Annotated in this window: 21 protein-coding genes; 15 read left to right on the top strand and 6 right to left on the bottom strand. The window is 57.2% G+C overall.

Features of this window, described 5'->3' with window-relative positions:
- Window positions 1-178: 178 nt before the first annotated feature.
- The 5 genes from lon to bolA form a co-directional block, all read right to left on the bottom strand.
- On the bottom strand, window positions 179-2,533 hold the full coding sequence (gene lon, locus SPE70_RS05465; protein WP_004151336.1) for an endopeptidase La: 2,355 nt from the start codon (window positions 2,531-2,533) through the stop codon (window positions 179-181).
- 183 nt (window positions 2,534-2,716) lie between these two features.
- Window positions 2,717-3,991: an ATP-dependent protease ATP-binding subunit ClpX gene (clpX, locus tag SPE70_RS05460; RefSeq protein ID WP_008805402.1), complete on the bottom strand. Its 1,275-nt coding sequence runs from the start codon at window positions 3,989-3,991 to the stop codon at window positions 2,717-2,719.
- A gap of 250 nt (window positions 3,992-4,241) precedes the next feature.
- On the bottom strand, window positions 4,242-4,865 hold the full coding sequence (gene clpP / locus SPE70_RS05455; protein ID WP_002891804.1) for an ATP-dependent Clp endopeptidase proteolytic subunit ClpP: 624 nt from the start codon (window positions 4,863-4,865) through the stop codon (window positions 4,242-4,244).
- 309 nt (window positions 4,866-5,174) lie between these two features.
- A complete protein-coding gene (tig, locus tag SPE70_RS05450) occupies window positions 5,175-6,473 on the bottom strand; it encodes a trigger factor (RefSeq protein WP_008805401.1) in 1,299 nt (432 codons plus the stop codon).
- A gap of 345 nt (window positions 6,474-6,818) precedes the next feature.
- On the bottom strand, window positions 6,819-7,136 hold the full coding sequence (gene bolA, locus SPE70_RS05445) for a transcriptional regulator BolA (RefSeq protein ID WP_002891649.1): 318 nt from the start codon (window positions 7,134-7,136) through the stop codon (window positions 6,819-6,821).
- A gap of 302 nt (window positions 7,137-7,438) precedes the next feature.
- Here bolA and SPE70_RS05440 point away from each other — a divergent pair, with 302 nt between their 5' ends.
- The 8 genes from SPE70_RS05440 to SPE70_RS05405 all read left to right on the top strand — a co-directional run bounded on the left by SPE70_RS05440 (window position 7,439) and on the right by SPE70_RS05405 (window position 15,383).
- Window positions 7,439-8,017, top strand: a complete 579-nt coding sequence (locus SPE70_RS05440) for a lipoprotein (protein ID WP_004204800.1) — start codon at window positions 7,439-7,441, stop codon at window positions 8,015-8,017.
- A gap of 43 nt (window positions 8,018-8,060) precedes the next feature.
- Window positions 8,061-9,536 (top strand): muropeptide MFS transporter AmpG, encoded by a 1,476-nt coding sequence (ampG, locus tag SPE70_RS05435; RefSeq protein WP_136047487.1) that lies wholly within the window; start codon window positions 8,061-8,063, stop codon window positions 9,534-9,536.
- Between the two features lie 479 nt (window positions 9,537-10,015).
- Entirely contained in the window at window positions 10,016-10,960 is a 945-nt protein-coding gene (cyoA, locus tag SPE70_RS05430; RefSeq protein ID WP_008805398.1) for a cytochrome o ubiquinol oxidase subunit II, read from the top strand.
- 19 nt (window positions 10,961-10,979) lie between these two features.
- Window positions 10,980-12,971 carry a cytochrome o ubiquinol oxidase subunit I gene (gene cyoB / locus SPE70_RS05425; protein ID WP_012542690.1) on the top strand — a complete coding sequence of 664 codons (1,992 nt, stop codon included), beginning with the start codon at window positions 10,980-10,982 and terminating at the stop codon, window positions 12,969-12,971.
- Window positions 12,961-13,572 (top strand): cytochrome o ubiquinol oxidase subunit III, encoded by a 612-nt coding sequence (locus SPE70_RS05420; RefSeq protein WP_002891635.1) that lies wholly within the window; start codon window positions 12,961-12,963, stop codon window positions 13,570-13,572. Before cyoB ends, SPE70_RS05420 begins: the two co-directional genes overlap by 11 nt.
- Entirely contained in the window at window positions 13,572-13,901 is a 330-nt protein-coding gene (locus tag SPE70_RS05415) for a cytochrome o ubiquinol oxidase subunit IV (protein ID WP_002891634.1), read from the top strand. Before SPE70_RS05420 ends, SPE70_RS05415 begins: the two co-directional genes overlap by 1 nt.
- Before the next feature lie 11 nt (window positions 13,902-13,912).
- On the top strand, window positions 13,913-14,800 hold the full coding sequence (cyoE, locus tag SPE70_RS05410) for a heme o synthase (protein WP_002891629.1): 888 nt from the start codon (window positions 13,913-13,915) through the stop codon (window positions 14,798-14,800).
- Window positions 14,801-15,050: 250 nt separating this feature from the next.
- Window positions 15,051-15,383 (top strand): hypothetical protein, encoded by a 333-nt coding sequence (locus tag SPE70_RS05405; RefSeq protein WP_004177255.1) that lies wholly within the window; start codon window positions 15,051-15,053, stop codon window positions 15,381-15,383.
- 36 nt (window positions 15,384-15,419) lie between these two features.
- Here the strand turns inward: SPE70_RS05405 and SPE70_RS05400 are convergent, their stop codons facing one another.
- Window positions 15,420-16,178 (bottom strand): IclR family transcriptional regulator domain-containing protein, encoded by a 759-nt coding sequence (locus SPE70_RS05400; protein ID WP_004177256.1) that lies wholly within the window; start codon window positions 16,176-16,178, stop codon window positions 15,420-15,422.
- Window positions 16,179-16,330: 152 nt separating this feature from the next.
- Between SPE70_RS05400 and SPE70_RS05395 the strand changes: the two genes are divergently transcribed.
- The 7 genes from SPE70_RS05395 to SPE70_RS05365 all read left to right on the top strand — a co-directional run bounded on the left by SPE70_RS05395 (window position 16,331) and on the right by SPE70_RS05365 (window position 24,622).
- Window positions 16,331-17,152, top strand: a complete 822-nt coding sequence (locus SPE70_RS05395; protein ID WP_012542692.1) for a shikimate dehydrogenase family protein — start codon at window positions 16,331-16,333, stop codon at window positions 17,150-17,152.
- Window positions 17,149-18,825 carry an FAD-dependent oxidoreductase gene (locus tag SPE70_RS05390; RefSeq protein WP_136047488.1) on the top strand — a complete coding sequence of 559 codons (1,677 nt, stop codon included), beginning with the start codon at window positions 17,149-17,151 and terminating at the stop codon, window positions 18,823-18,825. Before SPE70_RS05395 ends, SPE70_RS05390 begins: the two co-directional genes overlap by 4 nt.
- Window positions 18,826-18,838: 13 nt before the next feature.
- Window positions 18,839-19,159 carry an NIPSNAP family protein gene (locus tag SPE70_RS05385; RefSeq protein WP_004204812.1) on the top strand — a complete coding sequence of 107 codons (321 nt, stop codon included), beginning with the start codon at window positions 18,839-18,841 and terminating at the stop codon, window positions 19,157-19,159.
- Between the two features lie 10 nt (window positions 19,160-19,169).
- On the top strand, window positions 19,170-20,861 hold the full coding sequence (locus tag SPE70_RS05380; RefSeq protein WP_050887302.1) for an FAD-dependent oxidoreductase: 1,692 nt from the start codon (window positions 19,170-19,172) through the stop codon (window positions 20,859-20,861).
- Window positions 20,862-20,920: 59 nt separating this feature from the next.
- The gene (locus SPE70_RS05375) at window positions 20,921-21,739 is read left to right on the top strand and encodes a sugar phosphate isomerase/epimerase family protein (protein WP_032729438.1); all 819 of its coding nucleotides are present in this window, start codon (window positions 20,921-20,923) and stop codon (window positions 21,737-21,739) included.
- 10 nt (window positions 21,740-21,749) lie between these two features.
- Window positions 21,750-23,114 carry an MFS transporter gene (locus tag SPE70_RS05370; RefSeq protein WP_012542695.1) on the top strand — a complete coding sequence of 455 codons (1,365 nt, stop codon included), beginning with the start codon at window positions 21,750-21,752 and terminating at the stop codon, window positions 23,112-23,114.
- A gap of 329 nt (window positions 23,115-23,443) precedes the next feature.
- Complete coding sequence (locus SPE70_RS05365; protein ID WP_008805388.1) at window positions 23,444-24,622, top strand: Gfo/Idh/MocA family protein; 1,179 nt, start codon at window positions 23,444-23,446, stop codon at window positions 24,620-24,622.
- Window positions 24,623-24,628: the final 6 nt, after the last annotated feature.

The following is a 24,628-nucleotide window of genomic DNA, read 5'->3' as shown; positions in this document are numbered from 1 at the left end:
CACCTGAGTCCTTCATAGTGCGACCGCGCAGCAGTTATATCAGGACTGTCATGCCCTTACAACAGCAGTTGTCGATGACCCCCCTGCCAGCGATCTAAGTTAGCTACACAAAAAAAGGCTGGCAAGTCCGAAATGACTTACCAGCCCTATTTTTATTAGCGCAATTTGCGCAGAATCACTATTTCGCGGTCACAACCTGCATGCCGAACGGTTCGTTCTGCAGCGCAAGTGTCAGAACTTCCTCGATTCGTTTCACCGGATGGATATCCAAATCGGCGATAACGTTATCTGGAATTTCTTCAAGGTCGCGTTTGTTCTCATCAGGAATCAGAACAGTCTTAATGCCGCCGCGATGCGCCGCCAGCAGTTTTTCCTTCAGACCGCCGATCGGCAGCACCTGACCACGCAGAGTGATTTCACCGGTCATCGCCACATCAGCGCGTACCGGGTTACCGGTCAGGCAGGAGACCAGCGCCGTGCACATGGCGATACCCGCGCTAGGACCATCCTTCGGCGTCGCCCCTTCCGGAACGTGGACGTGAATATCACGCTTCTCGTAGAAGTCGGCGTTAATGCCCAGTTTGTCCGCCCGCGAACGCACCACGGTCAGCGCAGCCTGAATCGATTCCTGCATGACCTCACCCAGCGAACCGGTGTAGGTCAGCTTGCCTTTGCCTGGTACGCAGGCGGTTTCGATGGTCAGCAGATCGCCCCCCACCTCCGTCCACGCCAGACCGGTCACCTGACCGACGCGGTTCTCGCTATCGGCACGGCCATAGTCAAAGCGCTGTACGCCGAGATAATCATGCAGATTCTCACCGTTAATCTCGATGTGTTTCAGCGACTTATCCAGCAGCAGCTGTTTAACGGCTTTACGGCACAGCTTGGAGATTTCACGCTCCAGGCTACGAACCCCCGCTTCACGCGTGTAGTAACGAATAATGCCGATAATGGCGCTATCGTCGACGGTCAGCTCGCCTTTCTTCAGCGCGTTACGTTCGATCTGCTTCGGCAGCAGGTGACGCTTGGCGATGTTCAGCTTTTCATCTTCGGTGTAACCGGAGAGGCGAATCACTTCCATACGATCCAGCAGCGGCGCCGGAATGTTCATGGAGTTAGACGTCGCCACGAACATCACATCGCTGAGATCGTAATCCACTTCCAGATAGTGGTCGTTAAAGGCCACGTTCTGTTCCGGATCCAGCACCTCAAGCAACGCAGAAGCCGGGTCGCCGCGCATGTCGGAAGACATTTTGTCGATCTCATCCAGCAGGAACAGCGGGTTTTTCACCCCCACTTTCGCCATTTTCTGGATCAGTTTGCCCGGCATCGAGCCAATATAGGTCCGACGATGACCGCGAATTTCCGCTTCATCGCGCACGCCACCTAACGCCATACGTACGTATTTACGTCCGGTCGCTTTGGCGATGGATTGACCTAACGAGGTTTTACCTACCCCCGGCGGTCCCACCAGACAGAGGATTGGCCCCTTGATTTTGTTCACCCGGCTCTGCACCGCGAGATATTCAAGGATGCGATCCTTCACGCGCTCCAGGCCATAGTGATCGGTATCAAGGATCTCCTGGGCCTGGCGCAGGTCTTTTTTGACCTTACTGCGCGCGTTCCACGGCACCTGCACCATCCAGTCGATGTAGCCACGCACGACGGTCGCCTCCGCCGACATCGGCGACATCATCTTCAGTTTCTGCAGTTCCGCTTCGGTTTTTTCTTTCGCCTCTTTCGGCATTTTCGCCGCGTCGATCTTACGCTTCAGCGCTTCGTTTTCGTCCGGGGCGTCGTCCATCTCGCCGAGTTCTTTCTGAATCGCTTTCATTTGCTCGTTCAGATAGTACTCGCGCTGGGATTTCTCCATCTGCTTTTTGACGCGGTTGCGAATACGCTTCTCAACCTGCAGCAGATCGATTTCCGATTCCATCATCGCCATCAGATATTCCAGACGTTCGTTGACGTCGGACATCTCAAGCACAGACTGCTTGTCAGCCAGCTTCAGCGGCATGTGCGCCGCGATGGTATCCGCCAGGCGTGCCGGATCGTCGATGCTGTTCAGCGACGTCAGCACTTCCGGTGGGATCTTTTTGTTCAGCTTGATATAGCCTTCAAACTGGCTGATAGCGGTGCGAACCAGTACTTCCTGCTCGCGTTCGTCAATCGCCGGCGAGTCGAGATACTCCGCTTTCGCCGAGAAATGTTCGCCATTATCAGACAGCGCAGAAATACGTGCACGCTGCAGCCCTTCGACCAGCACCTTCACGGTGCCGTCCGGCAGCTTCAGCATCTGCAAAATAGACGCCACGGTTCCAACGGTGAAAAGATCGTTTACACCCGGCTCATCCGTCGACGCTTCTTTCTGCGCAACCAGCATGATTTTTTTATCATGGTCCATGGCCGCTTCGAGGCAACGAATAGATTTTTCCCGCCCTACGAACAGGGGTATGACCATGTGCGGATAAACCACCACATCGCGCAATGGCAATACGGGGATTTCAATGCGTTCAGAACGCTCAGGATTCATAGAGCTCTCTCTTAGTTTAAAGTCCGCCAGGTAGCCGACGACGCCATACTCCACTGCATCGTCGTTAATATGTAATCCAGTATATGGGGATGTATTCCACACATTCAACGGCGGGAATGCAGGAAAAATAAAAGGGGAGATAAAATCCCCCCTTTTTGTTAACTGCTTGAGTGAAATGGTTAATTATTCACCAGATGCCTGCTGGGCTTCCGGTTTGCCGTAGATCAGCAGCGGTTTGCTCTGACCCTCGATAACCGACTCATCAATGACCACTTTTTCGACATCATCCATCGAAGGCAGGTCATACATGGTATCCAGCAGCGCCGCTTCCACAATCGAGCGCAGACCGCGGGCGCCGGTTTTACGCGCCATCGCTTTCTTGGCGATGGCGTCCAGCGCTTCGTCGCGGAATTCAAGCTCTGCGCCCTCAAGGCTAAACAGCGCCTGATACTGCTTGGTCAGGGCATTTTTCGGCTCTTTCAGGATCTGGATCAGGGCTTCTTCGCTCAGCTCATTCAGGGTCGCCACCACCGGCAGACGGCCAATGAATTCCGGGATCAGACCAAACTTGATCAGATCTTCCGGCTCGACCTGGGCCAGCAGCTCGCCTTCGCTCGCTTTGTCGGACTTCGCTTTTACCGTCGCGCCAAAACCAATGCCGGAGCCGGTTTCAACACGGTGGGAAATCACTTTGTCCAGGCCGGCGAACGCGCCGCCGCAGATAAACAGGATCTTGGAGGTATCAACCTGCAGGAACTCTTGCTGCGGATGTTTACGCCCGCCCTGCGGTGGAACGGCGGCGACGGTGCCTTCGATAAGCTTCAGCAACGCCTGCTGTACGCCTTCGCCGGAGACGTCGCGGGTAATCGACGGGTTATCGGATTTACGCGAAATTTTGTCGATTTCGTCGATATAAACGATGCCGCGCTGCGCTTTCTGCACGTCGTAGTCGCACTTCTGCAGCAGTTTCTGAATGATATTTTCGACGTCCTCACCCACATAACCCGCTTCGGTCAGGGTGGTGGCGTCTGCCATGGTAAACGGCACATCCAGCAGGCGCGCCAGCGTTTCCGCCAACAGCGTTTTACCGGAACCGGTCGGCCCGATCAGCAGAATGTTACTTTTACCCAGCTCTACGCCATTGCTGGTATCGCCATTGCGCAGACGTTTGTAGTGGTTGTATACCGCGACCGCCAACACTTTCTTCGCCTGTTCCTGACCGATGACATAGTCATCAAGGTGGTGGCGAATCTCGTGCGGCGTCGGCAATGCGCTGCGCTCGCGGTGCGGCGCAACTTCTTTAATCTCTTCGCGAATGATGTCGTTACATAAATCAACGCATTCGTCGCAGATATACACGGATGGCCCGGCGATCAGCTTACGCACTTCATGCTGGCTTTTGCCGCAAAAAGAGCAATACAACAATTTGCCCGATCCATCTTTGCGTTTATCTGTCATGAGTCCAAACCTCTTTTTAAGTTCTTTGTGCCGCACACGACGACGCAAATGCCATTCTCAGGCGCAAGCCGCCATATAGCGTTGTGCCGCCCTTCATTAGTATATACACAAAATCCTTCGCGCTACATCGAGGCGGTGGCAAAGCCTCCGGCCGCAAGCCTGCCCGGCAAGCGTCCGAAAAAATGCCAACCACCCGAAAAATCGCGGCGAGAAGGATGAAGCGTAAAGCGGCACCCTTGCGCCTCGGGCATCAATTACGATGGGTCAAAATAGAGTCGACCAGCCCGTACTCCACGGCTTCCGCAGCGGAGAGGAAGCGGTCACGCTCGGTGTCACGCTCAATCTGCTCAAGAGACTGGCCGGTATGATGCGCCATCAGCTCATTCATGCGTCCTTTCACCTTCAGGATTTCACGGGCGTGGATCTCAATATCCGTCGCCTGTCCCTGATAGCCGCCCAGCGGCTGGTGGATCATCACGCGGGAGTTCGGCAGGCAGAAGCGCTTGCCTTTCGCCCCGGCGGTCAGCAGAAACGCGCCCATAGAAGCGGCCTGCCCCATACAAATGGTGCTGACATCCGGCTTGATGAACTGCATGGTGTCATAAATCGACATCCCGGCGGTGATCACCCCGCCCGGAGAGTTAATGTACAGGTAAATGTCTTTTTCCGGGTTTTCCGCTTCCAGAAACAGCATCTGCGCCACGATCAGGTTTGCCATGTGGTCTTCGACCTGGCCGGTCAGAAAAATGACGCGTTCCTTAAGCAGACGGGAGTAGATATCAAAAGAACGTTCACCGCGTGAGGTCTGTTCAATGACCATCGGCACCAGGGCCATATGGGGTGCAAAGTTGTCTCGTTCGCCACTGTATGACATTTCCGTCTCCTGGAGTAATTTTAAAATACCTGCTGCACTGATTGTAACCTTACGGACGGATTATCAGCCACAGTTTCTATCCGCTGAACGCGTCACCGCCTCTTCAACACGCGTGCGATAGCGGATGCAGTTGCCTCCCCCGGTAATGGGGATGGTGTTGCCATATTTCAAGCATAACAAGCTTTTGCTGTAACGCTATCATGGTAAATGCGTTTTAGCACCGTGCCTGAGGCTATCATTATCTTAAAAAAAAACCCGCCGCCTTTCGGCAACGGGTTTTTGCTCGAACCTTAAACAATCGCGGCGAAATTACGCCTGCTGGTTCATCAGTTCGTTGAAGGAAGTGGCTTTTTCAGACACTTTGGCTTTCGCCAGCACAGCTTCAACAGCCTGCTCTTCCAGCGCCACGTTGCGCATGTTGTCCATCAGCTCTTTGTTCTTGCTGTAGAACTCAACCACTTCTGACGGATCTTCGTACGCAGAAGCCATCTCTTCGATCAGGCCTTTCACGCGCTCTTCGTCAGCTTTCAGCTCATTGGTGCGAATCACTTCGCCCAGCAGCAGACCGACAACAACGCGGCGTTTAGCCTGCTCTTCGAACAGCTCGCGCGGCAGTTCCAGAGCCTGTTTCTCGTTGCCACCGAAACGCTGAGCAGCCTGACGACGCAGCACGTCGATTTCGCTGTCAATCAGGGCAGCCGGAACGTCGATCTCGTTGGCTTTAACCAGACCTTCGATAGCCTGAGACTTCACGCGGTTACGCACAGCGCCTTTCAGCTCGCGCTCCATGTTTTTACGCACTTCAGCGCGCAGGCCAGCGACGGAACCATCTTCCACGCCGAAACGTTTGATGAATTCTTCAGTCAGCTCCGGCAGTTCACGCTCTTCAACTTTTTTCAGGTTGATAACGAACTTAGCCGCTTTACCTTTCAGGTTTTCTGCGTGGTATTCTTCCGGGAAGGTCACGTCGATGGTGAACTCTTCGCCCGCTTTGTGGCCTTTGATACCATCTTCGAAGCCCGGGATCATGCGACCCTGGCCCATCGCCAGTACGAAGTCAGAGGCTTTGCCGCCTTCGAACTCTTCGCCGTCTACGGAACCGGTGAAGTCGATAGTGACGCGATCTTCAGCGTCAACGGCGCCGTCTTTGTCTTTCCAGGTCGCCTGCTGTTTGCGCAGGGTTTCCAGCATGGTGTCAACGTCAGCGTCGGTCACTTCAACAACCGGTTTTTCAACTTCGATTGCGTCCAGACCCTGCAGTTCAACTTCCGGATACACTTCGAACTCTACCGCGTAGGTGAAGTCTTCGCCCAGTTTGTATTCGCCCGGAACGTAGTTCGGCGCACCGGCCGGATTGATTTTCTCTTTGATGATCGCGTCAACGAAATGACGGCTCATCAGGTCGCCCAGCACGTCCTGGCGAACGGATGCGCCATAACGCTGAGCAACAACATTCATCGGCACTTTGCCTTTACGGAAGCCGTCAATGCGAACTTTTTTCGCTACGTTGACCAGCTCGCTTTTGACAGCATTCTCGATGCTGTCAGCGGCGATAGTAATCGTTACACGGCGCCCAAGGCCCTGAGTGGTTTCAACTGAAACTTGCATCTTGTTACCTCAAAAAAATCACAGTGCTCGGTCAACTCTGGAAGCGCGTGTAGGTGGCTTCGCAGAACCGGGATGCCCTCTTCAAATCAGAAACACATTCCCTGTCGTCAGAATCATCCCGAAGACATTCATATATAAGACGCGGCATTATAGCGGCATCACTTTTGTGAGTCGAGAACGGTTGTCGCCCACTGCTGCGGCATTTTTCACATTTCCCGCTCAAATTTGTCCGCAAAAGCGCTCACTTTGCGCATTTTCCAGGCAAAACAAAACGGCCCGTAGGCCGTTTTTGCTAAATCTGCAAGCAACATACTGGAAAAGCGCCAGCGGTTGCAAATGGGATTTCTAGGCGATACTCCCCGCACCGCGGCAAGGCGGCGAGGCGAAAACCGTATCCTGTAATGCTTCCCACTCTTTTATCGTGTAGGTGTGCAGCGCCAGGGCATGCACCGTATTCGACAGCTCCTCGGTTAGCGTGCCGTAGATCATACGGTGGCGATTGAGGAAACGCTCGCCAGTGAAGCGATCGCTCACTAACACCACTTTAAAATGACTTTCAGAGCCCGCTGGGACGTTGTGACGATAACTTTCATCCACGACTTCGAGATACATCGGGTCGAACGCTGCTCTAAGTTTTGCTTCGATCTGTTCACGTATCATCATGAATTTTCTCCTCCGACAACGCTGAGATGCCGCCACTCCATTTAAATGTTAGCCGCTTTTACCGCTTCCATTAGGAGAAAACAACAAAAAATTAGCATTGTTCTGATATTTTCATTCAAAAGTATCACGTTTACTGGCTCTGGTCGCCAGATCCGCCGGGGAAAGAGCGATTAACCATGGCGGGACGCTCAGAAAACCGCCAGGGCGATGGATTTACACGCGTTGCCACTTCCCCTTGCCGTTGGCAATGCTATGATGGCGGTAATTTTCCTTATAACAACACCATGCGTTGAGACCTGAACATGCTTAAGAAGATCCTTTTCCCGTTGGTCGCCATGTTTATGCTGGCAGGATGCGCCACGCCGCCGACCACCATTGAAGTATCGCCGAAAATCACGCTGCCGCAGCAGGATCCGAGCCTGATGGGCGTGACCGTCAGCATCAACGGCGCCGATCAGCGTCCGGACCAGGCGCTGGCGAAAGTCACGCGCGACAATCAGCAGGTCACCCTCACCGCCTCGCGCGATCTGCGCTTCCTGCTGCAGGAAGTGCTGGAGAAACAGATGACCGCTCGCGGCTACATGATTGGCCCGAACGGTGCGGTCGATCTGCAGATTATTGTCAATAAACTCTACGCTGACGTCTCCCAGGGCAACGTGCGCTACAACATCGCCACGAAAGCCGATATCGCCATCATCGCCACCGCGGCAAACGGCACGAAGATGACCAAAAACTACCGCGCCAGCTATTCCGTTGAAGGCGCCTTCCAGGCCTCGAACAAGAACATCGCTGATGCCGTCAACAGCGTCCTGACCGATACCATCGCCGATATGGCGCAGGACACCAGCATCCACGATTTCATCAAGCAAAACGCGCGTTAATGCCACCACGAACCCGGCCGCGGCCGGGTTCGTGCTTTATGCTATGTCCAGTCACTACTTACACATTTTTCAACAGCCGAAATCAGCGATTTTGCTGCTCCTCGGTTTCGCCTCAGGCCTGCCGCTGGCTCTCACCTCCGGTACCCTGCAGGCCTGGATGACAGTGGAAAATATCGATCTGAAAACGATCGGTTTTTTCTCACTCGTCGGCCAGGCCTATGTCTTTAAATTTCTCTGGTCCCCGCTAATGGACCGCTATACGCCGCCGTTTCTTGGGCGTCGTCGCGGTTGGCTGCTGACTACCCAGGTCCTGCTCCTGCTGGCTATCGCGGCGATGGGCTTTCTTGAGCCTGTCTCCCAGCTCCGCTGGATGGCGGCGCTGGCGGTGGTGATCGCCTTCTGCTCGGCGTCACAGGATATTGTGTTCGACGCCTGGAAAACCGACGTTCTGCCAGCGGAAGAGCGCGGCGCTGGCGCCGCGATCAGCGTGCTGGGTTATCGCCTCGGGATGCTGGTATCCGGGGGGCTGGCACTGTGGCTTGCCGACCGCTATCTCGGCTGGCAGGGGATGTACTGGCTGATGGCGGCGCTGCTGGTGCCGTGCATCATCGCCACACTGCTGGCGCCCGAGCCGAGCGACGTTATCCCGGTTCCCAGATCGCTGGAGCAGGCGGTCGCCGAACCGCTGCGCGATTTTTTCGGTCGCAATAACGCCTGGCTGATTCTGCTGCTCATCGTCCTTTATAAGCTGGGCGATGCGTTTGCCATGAGCCTGACCACCACCTTCCTCATCCGCGGCGTCGGTTTTGACGCCGGCGAAGTGGGGATGGTGAACAAAACCTTAGGCCTGTTTGCCACCATTCTCGGCGCCCTGTACGGCGGGGTCCTGATGCAGCGGCTGACGCTGTTTCGGGCGCTGCTGATCTTCGGTGTGCTGCAGGGGGTCTCCAACGCTGGCTACTGGCTGCTGTCGATTACCGATAAGCACCTCTATTCCATGGCAACCGCCGTGTTCTTTGAAAACCTGTGCGGGGGAATGGGGACGGCGGCGTTTGTCGCGCTGCTGATGACGCTGTGCAATAAATCCTTTTCCGCTACCCAGTTCGCGCTGCTCTCTGCGCTGTCCGCGGTCGGCCGCGTGTACGTTGGGCCGATCGCCGGCTGGTTTGTCGAGGCCCACGGCTGGTCGACGTTCTATCTCTTCTCGGTCGTTGCGGCGGTACCGGGGATCGCGCTGCTGCTACTGTGCCGGCAAACGCTTGAGCATACCCAACGCACAGCAAGCTTTATGCCGCGAAGCGAATACCCGCAAGCCTATGCGTTGGCGTTAAGGATCCTGGCGCTGGGCTGCCTGCTGCTGGCGGTATGGCTGGTACTGCTGATCATGAACGCCCTGGATTACACCGCCTTCTCTTTCCTGTCCGGTCTGCTGGAGGTTGCGGCGCTGACTGCGGTGGGCGGTATTTTGTTCGGCGGTCTGCTCGACTACCTGGCGCTGCGTAAAACTCGCCTGATTTAAGGAAGCTGCATCATTATTAGCCGTTGTAATTACGAAACGTAATTATAACGGCTTATTAACGCTTTTATATTGCCCGCCGCGCTATTTGTTGTTTTGTGCGTTTTTGATTTCTGGAAATTATTGACAGTTTTCATTCGATTCTTTAAATAATTTAACCGATTCAGCTACGGCGATTTTATTTTAGGTTTTCACAATGTCTTTTATTTGATAATTAAATGTTAAACAATTGTTCTAATTTTTGGGTGGTTATGCCCATTCGCCGCTAAGCACTCCTTTTCTTATCCCTTTCGTTATCAATCCCACGAAAATCAGGCTTTGCAAGCGATTACGTAACACTACGTAACATATGTGACAAACCAAGCAGAAGCCGCTAACACAGAACTGACAGAGATCCAATCATGTTTACAGTAATGCAACCTTACCGTAAAATGCCCGTACACTTTAAACGCCACCAGATCCCGTGGAATTGAGGTCGTTCAATGAGACTCAGGAAATACAATAAAAGTTTGGGATGGATGTCATTAATCGCAAGTACTGTATTACTCAGTGGTTGTGATTCTGCACTCCTTGACCCAAAAGGACAGATTGGACTGGAGCAACGCTCTTTGATTCTGACGGCCTTCGGCCTGATGATGATTGTCGTTATTCCCGCCGTCTTGATGGCAGTAGGATTTGCCTGGAAGTATCGCGCGAGCAATAAAGATGCGAAGTATAGCCCGAACTGGTCACACTCCAACAAAGTGGAAGCTGTGGTCTGGACGGTACCTATTCTGATCATCCTGTTCCTGGCCGTTCTGACCTGGAAAACCACTCACGCACTGGAGCCAAGCAAACCGCTTGCCCACGACGAGAAACCAATCACCATCGAAGTCGTTTCGATGGACTGGAAATGGTTCTTTATCTATCCGGAACAGGGTATTGCTACCGTTAACGAAATCGCCTTCCCGGCGAACGTACCGGTACACTTCAAAGTGACCTCTAACTCGGTGATGAACTCGTTCTTCATTCCGCGCTTAGGTAGCCAGATTTACGCAATGGCCGGGATGCAGACTCAACTGCACCTCATTGCTGACGAAGCTGGTACTTATGACGGTATCTCCGCTAGCTACAGTGGCCCGGGCTTCTCAGGTATGAAGTTCAAAGCGATTGCTACTCCGGATCGTGCAACCTTCGATCAGTGGGTTGAAAAAGCCAAACAGTCGCCGAACTCCATGGACTCCATGGCCGCGTTCGATAAAGTGGCTGTGCCTAGCGAATACAACAAAGTGGAATACTTCTCTAACGTGAAGCCGGATCTGTTCAAAGATGTTGTGAACAAATTCATGTCTCACGAGAGCATGAACATGTCCAAACCTGAAGGCGAGCACGCTGCTCACGACGGGATGGAAGGCATGGACATGAGCCACGCGGAAACCGCTCACTAAGGGGCCGAGGAAGAAAACGATGTTCGGAAAACTTACACTGGATGCAGTGCCCTACCACGAACCCATTATCGTGGTTACGGTGGCTGCGATTATCATTGGGGGACTGGCGCTTCTGGCTGCCATCACTTACTTCGGTAAGTGGTCCTACCTGTGGAACGAGTGGCTGACTTCTGTCGACCACAAACGTCTCGGTATCATGTACGTTATCGTGGCAATCGTCATGCTGCTGCGTGGCTTTGCTGATGCCGTTATGATGCGTAGCCAGCAGGTGCTGGCCTCGGCCGGGGAAGCAGGCTTCCTGCCGCCTCATCACTACGATCAGATCTTTACCGCCCACGGCGTTATCATGATCTTCTTCGTGGCGATGCCGTTCGTTATCGGTCTGATGAACCTGGTGGTTCCGCTTCAGCTCGGCGCGCGCGACGTGGCCTTCCCGTTCCTCAACAACCTGAGCTTCTGGTTCACCGTTGTGGGCGTGATTCTGGTTAACCTGTCTCTGGGCGTCGGTGAGTTCGCGCAGACCGGTTGGCTGGCCTATCCGCCGCTGTCGGGAATTGAATACAGTCCTGGCGTAGGGGTCGATTACTGGATTTGGGCGCTGCAGCTCTCCGGTATCGGTACTACCCTGACCGGTATTAACTTCTTCGTGACCATTATCAAGATGCGCGCCCCGGGCATGACCATGTTCAAGATGCCGGTATTCTCCTGGGCATCTCTGTGCGCTAACATCCTGATTATCGCCTCTTTCCCAATTCTGACCGTCACCATCGCGCTGCTGACCCTGGATCGTTACCTGGGCACCCATTTCTTTACCAACGATATGGGTGGCAACATGATGATGTACATCAACCTGATTTGGGCCTGGGGTCACCCGGAAGTGTACATCCTGGTTCTGCCGGTGTTCGGGGTCTTCTCCGAAATCGCCGCGACATTCTCGCGTAAGCGTCTGTTCGGTTACACCTCTCTGGTGTGGGCAACCGTCTGTATTACCGTTCTGTCGTTCATCGTTTGGCTGCACCACTTCTTCACCATGGGTGCTGGCGCGAACGTAAACGCCTTCTTCGGTATTACTACCATGATTATCGCGATCCCGACCGGGGTTAAGATCTTCAACTGGCTGTTCACCATGTATCAGGGTCGCATCGTCTTCAACTCAGCGATGATGTGGACTATCGGCTTTATCGTGACCTTCTCCGTCGGTGGGATGACTGGCGTGCTGCTGGCGGTACCGGGCGCGGACTTCGTTCTGCATAACAGCCTGTTCCTGATCGCGCACTTCCATAACGTTATCATCGGCGGCGTAGTATTCGGTTGCTTCGCAGGTCTGACCTACTGGTGGCCGAAAGCCTTTGGCTTCACCCTGAACGAAACCTGGGGCAAACGCGCTTTCTGGTTCTGGATCATCGGCTTCTTCGTGGCGTTTATGCCGCTGTACGTGCTGGGCTTCATGGGTATGACCCGTCGTCTGAGCCAGCAGATCGATCCGCAGTTCCACCCGATGCTGGTTGTTGCAGCTTGCGGTGCAGCGCTGATCGCCTGCGGTATCCTGTGCCAGCTGATTCAGTTCTACGTGTCTATTCGCGACCGCGATCAGAACCGTGACCTGACCGGTGACCCATGGGGTGGTCGTACGCTGGAGTGGGCAACCTCTTCTCCACCGCCGTTCTATAACTTCGCTATCGTTCCTCAGGTTCACGAGCGTGATGCCTTCTGGGAAATGAAAGAGAAAGGTGAAGCGTACAAACAGCCTGCTCACTATGAAGAAATTCATATGCCGAAAAACAGCGGCGCCGGCATCGTCATTGCCGCCTTCGCTACGGTATTTGGTTTCGCCATGATCTGGCATATCTGGTGGATGGCGATTGCCAGCTTCATCGGCATCGTAGCGACCTGGATTATTAAGAGCTTTGACGAGGACGTGGATTACTACGTACCGGTTGCAGAAGTCGAAAAACTGGAAAAACAGCATTTCGATGAGATTAACAAAGCAGGGCTGAAAAATGGCAACTGATACTCTTGCGCATACTGCCCACGCGCATGAACACGGGCACCATGATACAGGACCGATGAAGGTATTCGGTTTCTGGATCTACCTGATGAGCGACTGCATCATCTTCGCTACGCTGTTTGCTACCTATGCCGTTCTGGTGAACGGCACAGCCGGCGGACCGACGGGCAAAGATATTTTCGAACTGCCGTTCGTTCTGGTTGAAACCGCACTGCTGCTGTTCAGCTCCATCACCTACGGCATGGCGGCTATCGCCATGTACAAAAACAACAAGAGCCAGGTGGTTTCCTGGCTGGCGTTGACCTGGTTGTTTGGCGCTGGCTTTATCGGGATGGAAATCTATGAATTCCATCACCTGATCATGGAAGGCTTCGGTCCGGATCGTAGCGGTTTCCTGTCGGCGTTCTTCGCGCTGGTCGGCACCCACGGTCTGCACGTGACCTCTGGCCTTATCTGGATGGCGGTGCTGATGTTCCAGGTTTCACGTCGTGGCCTGACTAGCACTAACCGCACGCGTATCCTGTGCCTGAGCCTGTTCTGGCACTTCCTGGACGTCGTGTGGATCTGCGTGTTCTCGGTTGTCTATCTGATGGGGGCGATGTAATGAGTCATTCTACCGATCATAGCGGCGCTTCTCACGGCAGCGTGAAGAGCTACATGACAGGATTTATCCTGTCCATCATCCTGACGGTCATTCCGTTCGCCATGGTGATGAGTGGCTCCGCCTCGCATGCGGTTATCCTTGGCACCATTCTGGTGACCGCTGTGGTGCAGATCGTGGTACACCTCGTGTACTTCCTGCATATGAACAGCAAGTCCGATGAAGGCTGGAACCTGACCGCATTTATCTTCACCGTAATCATCATTGCGATCGTGGTTGTCGGCTCCATCTGGATTATGTGGAACCTGAACTACAACATGATGATGCACTAAGAGCGGCGAGTATGTTTAAGCAATACCTGCAAGTAACGAAACCAGGCATTATTTTTGGCAACCTGATCTCCGTGATCGGCGGTTTCCTGTTGGCCTCCAAAGGCCACATCGACTATCCGCTGTTCGTCTGGACGCTCCTTGGAGTATCCCTGGTGGTCGCCTCGGGTTGTGTATTCAACAACTACATCGACCGGGACATCGATCGTAAGATGGAACGGACGAAAAACCGGGTGCTGGTCAAAGGGCTGATCTCGCCAGAAGCTTCGCTGGTGTATGCCACCTTGCTGGGTATTGCTGGCTTCATGCTGCTGTGGTTCGGCGCAAATCCGCTGGCCTGCTGGCTGGGGGTGATGGGGTTCGTGGTTTATGTCGGCGTCTACAGCCTGTACATGAAACGCCACTCCGTCTATGGCACGCTGATTGGCTCACTCTCCGGCGCCGCGCCGCCGGTGATTGGCTACTGCGCGGTCACCGGTGATTTCGACAGCGGTGCGGCGATCCTGCTGGCTATCTTTAGCCTGTGGCAGATGCCTCACTCCTACGCCATCGCGATTTTCCGCTTTAAGGATTATCAGGCGGCGAACATTCCGGTGCTGCCGGTGGTGAAAGGCATTTCGGTCGCCAAAAACCATATTACGCTGTACATCGTTGCCTTTGCCGTGGCGACCCTGATGCTCTCGCTGGGCGGCTACGCCGGGTATAAATACCTGGTCGTGGCGGCAGCGGTCAGCGTCTGGTGGCTGGGCATGGCGCTGCGTGGCTATAAAGTGGCCGATGATAAAGTCTGGGCGCGTAAGCTGTTCGTCTTTTCCATCGTCGCCATCACCGCGCTGTCCGTGATGATGTCCGTTGACTTTATGGTGCCGGATTCACATAGCCTGCTGGCTTACGTGAGATAATCTCCCACTCCAGTGCGATATAAAGCCCCGTTTTTACGGGGCTTTTTCTTTTCTGCTTCCTCACCGCTTTCTTTCTCATTTCATACTCCCCTCCCCTCTTCCGGCCGTTTACGCTGCTCTCCTGCCAAAAAATGAGGAAAAAATGAGCTAATACACAGCGGACCTGACTCGCGCTGTGCACGACAGCAGTGCTACCTTTTGCACCGGGTTTACCCACCCATTTGGAAAATCATTACTACAAGGAATTGCAATGAAAGAGTTAACACTAAACGAAATGGAGTACATCTCCGGTGGCTTTAACCTGTTCGGCGCGGCCAGCGGCTTCGCCAGCTTTGTTGCCAACTCGGGCGTCGGCTTCACCTCTTTTGTTCTCACCTCCGGCAGCGCGTTTGCCTCCTTCGTCGGCGACAGCGCGATGGCGTTTGGTTCCTTCCTGACCGGGCAGTCAAACTGGGAAACCTTTGTGACCACTGGTAGCGAAAACTGGGGAAACTTTGTCCTCACCGCTGGCAAAAACTGGAACATCTTCGTAGATAACGCCGCCAGCAACTGGAACAGCTTCCTGAACAACGCGTCGGCGTAAGCAACATCTTTGAGGGCAGCGCATCGGCTGCCCTGTTTAGCTCACCAGCATCGCCTGCGCGCTGTAGAGCAGATCGAGATGGTCGTGACATAACGCTTCCAGCGATGTGCGCGATTGATGGCTGGTCAGACTCAGCGCGCCCCACCAGGTTCCTTCCCTGTCAGTTAACGGCACCGCCAGCACCAGCATGCCAATCTCAAACTCCTGTTCAATGGTGGCATAACCCTGGCGCCGCACCTGGGCGATTTTCTCCATCAGCAACGCGACGTCGGTCACCGTATAGGGCGTGCGTTGTTCCCGGGTAATACGCTGCAGAACTGCCTCGCACTCAGCTTCCGGCAGCGAAGCCAGCCATAACCGTCCCCCGGCGGTACAGAAGATGGGCACCCGCTCCCCAAGCCGAACCGACGTGGAGTTAAATGGCGTATGCCGGCTGCGGGCGATATAGACCAGCTCATCTTCATCCACCACCCCTACCGAGGCGTGCTCCTCGGTCCGGCTGGCGATGTATTCGACAATTGGCCGCACCATGCGGGGAAACTGCGCCGAATCGACGTAGGCCTGACCAAGCCGCAGCGTCTTCGGGGTAAGCCAGTAATAACGCCCATCGGTTTGCAGATAGCGCTCATGCAGCAACGTCAACAGAAAACGCCGCGCGGCGCTTTGCGTCAGGCCGCTCATTTTCGCCGCCTGGGCGACGGTGAGTTTTGGGCAGGTTTTGGAAAAAAGCTGGATTAACGCCAGCCCTTTTTGTAAACCGACGATCAGATCGCGTGGATGAATGGTGTTTTGCATATTCGCTCACATTTTTGCAACATCATTATCGATTTCCTGCGATTATCGCAGCGATCGTGCGATTAACAACCGACATGTCCGAATTCTGCGTTGTCGCTCCCAGCTTCCACTGAAATACTTTCACAACATTCATTTAACAAATGAGGTTTGAAATGGTCAGTGGAACTACCCAGGTTGTCGCCGTGATTGGTCATCCGATCGCCCAGGTCAAATCACCGGATAACTTCAACCGCTACTTTGCTGAACAGCACATGGACAGCGTCATGATCCCGGTGGATATCGCCCCGGACGCGGTAGTCGACTACCTCAACGCTCTGCGTGGCTGGCAGAACATGACCGGCGTGCTGGTGACGGTGCCGCATAAGCAGCGCGCCGCCGCGCTGGTCGACGAGCTCACCCCCCGCGCCCGCCGACTCAACGCCATCAATGTGATCCGCAAATTGGCGGATGGCCGTTTGCAGGGCGATATGCTGGACGGCGTCGGCTTTCAGCTCGCCGCCGAGGCGCAGGGTTTTCAGCCGGCAGGTAAGCAGGCGCTGCTCTCCGGCTGCGGCGGCGTCGGCAGCGCCATCGCCTGGGGACTGTGCGAGGCGGGGATCCGTCAGCTGGCCCTGCACGATCAAAACCCGACCACCCGGCAACGCCTGCATGACCTTCTGGCTGAGGCCTTCCCGGCGGTACAACTGAGCGCGCTGCCGGACACCCTTCACGGCGTCGATCTATTGGTTAATGGCTCGCCGGCCGGCATGGCCGGATTTGATGAGCTGCCCCTGCCGCAGGCGCTGCTGGATACGCTCGACAGCGCCACCCACGTGGCTGATGTTGTCACCGCCCCGGTGATGACGCCGTTGCTCACTTTCGCCGCCGCCCGCGGCTGCCGGGTGCAGACCGGGCCGGAAATGGCGCTGGCGCAGATGACGCTGATGGGCCAGTTTATCGGCGCCATCCCGCCGGCGCAGGGAGCGGCAGCATGAAGAGCTGGGATGTGATCGTCATCGGCAGCGGCGCCGCTGGCTTTGCCGCCGCGGTCACCGCCAGCTGCAAAGGGCTGTCGGTGCTGATGCTGGAGAAAGCCGGCCAGTTCGGCGGCACCTCGGCTATCTCCGGTGGCGCCGTGTGGCTGCACGATACCGATCAGGCGCGTGCGGCGGGTAAAAGCGGCAGCGCCGAGGCGATGAAAACCTACCTGCGGACCATTATCGGCGAGAGCCAGTACCGTGAAGATCTCGCCGAAGCGTTTGTTAGCGCCGGGCGTGAGGCGCTGGCCTTTCTCGAGCGCGAGGGGGCGGTGAAATATAGCCTGCGCCCGCTCTCCCCTGATTACTATCCGGATGAACCCGGCGCGGTCGACGTCGGTCGTGCGCTGGAGGTGGTGGAGTATGACGGTCGTGAACTGGGGGACGCGTTTCGCGACCTGCGTTCACCGCCGCCGGGGATGTTGCTGTTTGGCGGGATGATGGTCAACCGCGTCGACATTCAACATTTTCTCGACATGCGGCGCTCGCTACGCTCCCTGGCCCATTGCACCCGGCTACTGCTGCGCTACGCCCGCGACCGGGTGAAGTACCCTCGCGGCACCCGCCTGGCGATGGGCAATGCGCTGATAGCCCGCATGGCGACAACGGCGCTGCGTAAAGGCATGAACCTGCGGCTGAATGTCAATGTTCTGGCGCTGTGCGAAGCGCAAGGCGCGGTCCGCGGGGTGGAGATTGAGTATCAGGGGCAAAGAGAGACGCTGCACGCCCGCCGCGGGGTGGTGCTGGCCGCAGGCGGCTTTGCCGCGGGCGCGCTGGCGGCGCGCTATCGGCCACACACCCGCGAACACTTCACCATGTCGCCGCCGGCCAACGATGGCGCCGCGCTGCATCTCGCGGCGGCGCTTAACGCTCGCGAGGGAGCCGATCAGGCCTCCAACTTTTTCTGGGCGCCAGTATCGGTGCTGACCCGGGCCGACGGCAGCGAGGAGCGCTTCCCCCATCTGGTAACCGACCGGGCCAAACCGGGCGTGATTGCCGTCAATCAGCGGGCGGTACGCTTCGTCAACGAGTCTAACTCCTATCACCATTTCGCCAGCGCGATGCAGGATGCAGCGGAAAATGCCCCCTGCTTTTTACTCTGCGACGCCCAGGCGATGAAGCGTTACGGCCTCGGGCTGGCACGCCCGGCGCCGGTCAATAATGACGCCCTGGTCGCCGCTGGCTATCTGTACAAAGCCGACACCCTGGAGACGCTGGCGCAACAGCTTGGTCTGGATGCCCAAACCCTGAGCGAGACGGTAGCCCGCTACAACCGCGACGCTGCGCAGGGCGTGGATCGGGAATTTGCTAAAGGCGGCAACAGCTATAACCGGGCGATGGGCGATCCGGGTCATCAGCCTGACGCCTGTAACGCCCCCCTGCTCAGCGCGCCGTTCTATGCCATCAAACTCTATACCGGCGATCTGGGAACGTCGCGGGGCCTGGTCACCACCGCCGATGCACAGGTCGTCAACGTGGAAGGAAAACCCATCGCGGGGCTGTACGCGGTGGGAAATGACATGGATTCGCTGATGGCCGGCACCTACCCGGGTCCCGGCATCACCCTCGGCCCGGGGCTGACGTTTGGCTACCTCGCCGCCTGCCATCTGGCACAACACTCCCCCCACTAATCAGGAAAACATCATGATCTACGAAAAACGCACGTACACCATCAATCCGTTGAAAATGGCCGACTGGCTGGCGCTGTACCAAAGCGATGCCCTGGCGGTGCAGACCGACCATCTCGGCAAACTGATCGGTTTCTTTTTTACCGAGATCGGCGTGGTCAATCAGGTGGTGCACATCTGGGCTTATGAAAGCCTGGACGATCGCCTGGTGCGCCGCGCGCGAATGGCGCAGGACGAACGCTGGCAGACCTTTTCGCGGAAAAATCGCGAACTGGCCGCCGTTGAACGCCTGGAGTCGGTGCTGATGCGCCCCACCGCTTTTTCACCATTGCAGTAAGGAGTCCATCATGAGCAGGCCTGTGAAGGTGGATGTGCTGGTGGTCGGCTCCGGCGCGGCGGGACTCTCTGCCGCGGTCACCGCGGCCATGCACGGCGCCAGCGTCATGGTGGCGGAGAAAGCGTCAGTACTCGGCGGGACCAGCGCCTGGTCCGGCGGCTGGCTGTGGATCCCCCGCAACCCGCTGGCGCGGGCGGAGGGCATCGACGAAGCGGCTGACGCCCCGCTGACCTATCTGCAGCATGAGATGGGGGGCGAAGCCGCCGACGTTCGCCTGCAGACCTTCCTGCGCCACGGGCCGGAGATGGTGGATTTTTTTCATCACAGGACGGCAGTGCAGTTTCTCTCAGGCAGTGCCATGCCGGACTTTCACGCGTCGCCGGGCGCGGCGAGCGGTGGGCGGTCGGTCACCGCTCAGCCCTACGATGGCCGTCAGCTCGGCGACTGGCTCCACCGACTGCGTCCGCCGCTGGAGACCATCAGCCTTGCCGGGATGGGCATCGCCGGCGGCGCGGATATGGCGCATTTTTTCAATGCCACCCGCTCGCCGCGCTCCGCGCTGTATGCCGTCCGCCGCCTGCTGCGCCACGGCTGGCAGCGGCTGCGCGCCGGACGAGGGCAGCATCTGGTCAATGGCAATGCGCTGGTCGCCCGTCTGCTGCGATCCGCCCTCGACGCCGGAGTGCACTTTCAGCTCAATGCCCCGGTGGTCCGGCTGCTGCAGGGCCCGCAGGGTGTGTCCGGCGCGGTGCTGCGCAGCGACAGCGGGGAAATTCACGTCGAAGCAGGGGCCGTGGTGCTGGCCTGCGGCGGTTTTCCCCACGATCGGCAGCGGCTGGCGCAGGTGGTGCCCCACGCGGCGGAGGGTTACGGCCATTTTTCCGCCGCACCGCCGGACAATCAGGGCGAGGGGATCAGGCTTGGCGAATCCGTCGGCGGCCAGTTCGACACCCGCCTGCGCCACCCGCTGGCCTGGGCGCCGGTGTCCCGCGTCACCCTGGCCAGCGGTCAGCAGCTGATGTTTCCCCACCTGGTGGAACGCGCCAAGCCCGGGGTGATCGCTGTCCTGCCCAACGGCAAACGCTTTGTTAACGAGGCAGACTCTTATCATGACTTTATCGCCGCCCTGCTGGCGGCCACACCCGCGGGCGACACGCCGCAGGCCTGGCTGCTGGCCGATCGTCGCGCGCTGCGTCGCTACGGTCTGGGTCATGCCAGACCGTTCCCGTTCACCCCCACCGCCTGGCTGCGTACCGGTTACCTGCTGCGGGGAAACACGCTGGGAGAGCTGGCGAAGCAGTGCGCCATCGACGCCAATGCGCTGGCGGAAACCGTTGAACGCTTTAACCACTTCGCCAGCACTGGCGAAGACGTCGATTTTCACCGCGGGGCATCAGCCTATAACCGCGCTCAGGGTGACCATCAGGTGACGCTCGGACCGCTGCGCGAAGGGCCGTTTTACGCGGTGCGCATTCTACCCGGCTCGCTGGGCACCTTCAGCGGACTGCAAACCGACGAACACGCCCGGGTGCTGGATGGACAGCAGCAGCCGATACCGGGCCTGTTCGCCATCGGCAACGACATGTCGAGCGTGATGCGCGGCTATTACCCCAGCGGAGGGATAACCCTCGGACCCGCCATGACCTTCGGCTATCTGGTGGGTAAAAATCTGGCGGAAAAAACAATAAAAACAAAGCAATAAACGACCAGGGACGGCAATACCCATAACTATCTTCACCTGCAACTGTACCGGAGCCCTTTATGAACATGCGTACCCTATCGCTCGCCGCGCTGACCCTGCTCGATGTCCCTCCTCCCGAACAGGTGCGGATAGCGGCCAAAACCGGTTTTACCCACGTTGGTCTGCGGCTGCTTCCCGCCACACCGGCCGACCCGGACTACGACATGCTGGGCGATACCCCCGCCGTCCGCGCGACGCTGTCTGCGCTGATGGAAACCGGCATCCGCGTCTCAGACGTGGAGATCGTCCGCCTGACCCCCGGGTTTACTCTCGACGATCGGCTGCAGCGGTTTATGGAGACTGCGGCGCGTCTTGGCGCCGGACAGGTGTTAGTCGCCGGCAATGATGACAACCTTCAGCGCAGCGCCGACAACCTGGCTATCCTCGCCGCGGCCGGTCGCCCCTATGGGCTGACCATGAACCTTGAGCCGATGCCCTGGACCCAACTGCGCACTATCGCCGATGCGCAGGCGATGATCGCCGCCAGCGGGCGGGAGGATATCGGCATCCTGGTGGACGCCCTTCATTTCTGGCGCGCGGGAGAATCGCTCGCCGCCCTCTCCAGCCTGCCCGCGCATCATCTCAACTATATGCAGCTCTGCGATGGCGCGGCGCAGAGGCCGGAGAGCGAACAGGAACTCATCCGCCAGGCCCGCTCGGCGCGCAACGTGCCAGGGGAAGGCGGTCTGGATCTGCACGGTCTAATGTCGGCCCTGCCGGCAACGCTGCCGGTCTCCCTCGAAGTGCCGCTCGACGGCGAGCAGGGCGCCTTGCCGCCGCTCCAGCGGGCGCAATTACTGTTCAATGCCGCGCAGCCCTACCTGCGCTCCTGCGCATAAGGAATACGCTATGACACAGACTCAACGCCTGGATGTCAGAGAGTTAATAAACCGTAACCCGCTGAGCCGCTTTCAAAAGCAGATCATTTTTCTCGGTTTTTGCGTTATCGCTCTCGATGGTTTTGATATCGCGATCATGGGGTTTATCGCCCCGACGCTAAAGCTGGAATGGGGGGTAAGCAACCACCAGCTAGGCGTGGTGATCAGCGCCGCGCTGATCGGCCTCGCGCTGGGCGCGATTTTCTCTGGCCCGCTCGCCGACTGGCTGGGGCGCAAGAAAATCATTATCAATAGCGTCTTTTTCTTCGGCTTCTGGACCATCGCCACCGCCTTCTCGCACAACATTGAACAGATGATGTTTTTCCGCTTTATGACCGGCCTGGGGTTGGGCGCCGCGATGCCGAACATCGGGACGCTGGTGTCGGAGTACGCTCCGGAACGCCAGCGTTCATTTATTATTACCGTCATCTTTTGCGGCTTCACCTTCGGCGCGGCGGCAGGAGGATTCTCAGCATCGTGGCTGATCCCGCAGTTTGGCTGGCACTCGCTGATGGCGCTCGGCGGCATTCTGCCGCTGCTGTTTGCCCCGCTGCTTATCTGGCTGCTGCCGGAGTCGGTTCGTTTTCTGGTGATCAAACAAGCGCCCGCCGCACGCATTCGCGCCATTCTTAACCGTCTCTATCCCGGACAAATCAGCGACAACGTGACGTTTACCCTGCCGGCGCAGCCGGCGGCCGGCAACGCGATGCGCATTGTGCTCTCCCGCCAGTACGGCTTCGGCTCACTGATGCTATGGCTGGTCTACTTTATGGGGCTGTTCCTGGTCTATATCCTCGGTAGCTGGCTGCCAACGCTGGTTAAAGCGGTGGGAATGACCGTTAGCCAGGCGGCCATCATGACAGCGATCTACCAGGCGGGCGGCACCCTCGGCTCGCTGTTTGCCGGCTGGCTGATGGACAGGATCAACCCTCATCGCGCGCTGGGGATGATCTACGCCGTTGGCGGCCTGTTCACCATGGCGATGGGCTACGCCGCGGGCAGCTTTGCCTTGCTCTGTATGCTGGCGTTTATCAGCGGCGCCTGTCTGAACGGCGCGAATACCGGTATGAACGCCCTCTCCGCCCGCTACTATCCTACGCAGGCGCGGGCGACGGGATCCAGCTGGATGCATGGCGTCGGGCGCATCGGCGCCATTCTTAGCGCCTTTGCCGGTGCCGAGATGATGGCGCTCAACCTGCCCTTTGAAAGCGTCTTTTTGATCCTCGGTATCCCGGCAGCCCTCACCGTCGCAGGTCTGGCGGCGAAAGGCATCTTTGCGGCCGGTAATCCTCCCGCCGCTTCACCTTCCCCCGCGTCTGTGCGCGGAGCGTCATAGCGGCATCGGCTCCCCGGTGCAATCTGCGGATTGCACCGGCTCAGCGGCTAAAAAGAAAATTTATTTCATATTTGGTCGGAACGAAAAACACCCGCAAGAATCTGCTCTGTTCCGGGAGGCGATAAGCCCTCGCTCATCTTTTCAACGCAGCCCAAAAGAAACTTTCGCTAATTCGATCCCCCTCGCATATATGGAAAATAAATTCCACAACACAATTGAAACAGAACAAACATTTCCTTAAGTTAAGGTCAGTCTATCCGGATGCGCGTTGCCGCAGGCGTCGGCATTGAGCGCCTCAGAGTGCGAATGATTTCAAAAAGGAGAGCACCATGTTAAACGGCCTGAAACCCTTATCCCGCTCCCTGCGTTGGGGCATGGTCGGCGGCGGGGGAACCAGTCAGATCGGCTACAGCCACCGCTGTGCGGCGCTGCGTGACAATGTTTATACCCTGCTGGCCGGCGCGCTTGACGTCGATGCCGAGCGCGGGCGCGCGTTCGGCGAGCAACTGGGCATCGCGCCGGAGCGCTGCTACGCCGACTATCAGACCCTGTTTCGTGAAGAGGCGCAGCGCCCTGACGGCATCGAGGTCGTCTCGGTCACCACCCCGAACAATACCCATTTCGCCATCACCAAAGCGGCGCTGGAAGCGGGCCTCCACGTCATCTGTGAAAAGCCCCTCTGCTTTAGCGCCGAAGAAGCACGCGAGCTGGTGGACCTGAGCAAAAAACAGAACAAAATCGTCGGCGTCACCTACGGCTATGCCGGCTATCAGATGATCCAGCAGGCGCGGCAGATGATTGCCGATGGACTGCTCGGCGAGATCCGCATCGTCAATATGCAGTTCGCCCACGGCTTTCATAACCAGGCCGTCGAGCTGCAGGCTGAATCCACCCGCTGGCGCGTGACGCCGAAGTTTGCCGGGCCCAGCTATGTGTTGGGCGATCTGGCCACCCATCCGCTGTTTGTCGCCGAAACCATGGCGCCGCAGCTCAATATCAAACGGCTGATGTGCTCCCGCCAGAGCTTTGTCCCCTCCCGCGCGCCGCTGGAAGATAACGCCTTTGTCCTGATGGAATATGACAACGGCGCGGTTGGCTCGATGTGGACCAGCGCGGTCAACAGCGGCGCCATGCACTCGCAAAAAGTGCGTATCGTCGGTGAAAAAGCGAGTATCGAATGGTGGGATGAGCATCCTAACCAGCTCAGCTATGAGGTGCAGGGCGAGCCGGCGCGGATTCTTGAGCGCGGGATGCCCTACCTGTCGCCGAACGCGCTGGCGGATGACCGCATCGGCGGCGGCCATCCGGAAGGGCTATTCGAAGCCTGGGCCAACCTCTATCGCCGCTATGCGCAGGCGATTGACGCCACGGACCGTGACGATCGCGCTTTCCTGCAAGACTTCTGGTATCCGGACGTTGAAGCCGGGCTGCACGGCGTCTATTGGGTCGAACAGTGCGTCAAATCGGCTGACGCTGGCAGTCAGTGGGTTGACTTTACTTTACCTTAATTTTTC

Origin of the sequence: Klebsiella sp. ZJOU C1, assembly GCF_035620215.1 — a bacterium.
Lineage (GTDB): Bacteria > Pseudomonadota > Gammaproteobacteria > Enterobacterales > Enterobacteriaceae > Klebsiella > Klebsiella variicola.
The sequence above is the reverse complement of the archived record's forward strand: the minus strand, read 5'-3'. Positions and strand labels throughout refer to the sequence as shown.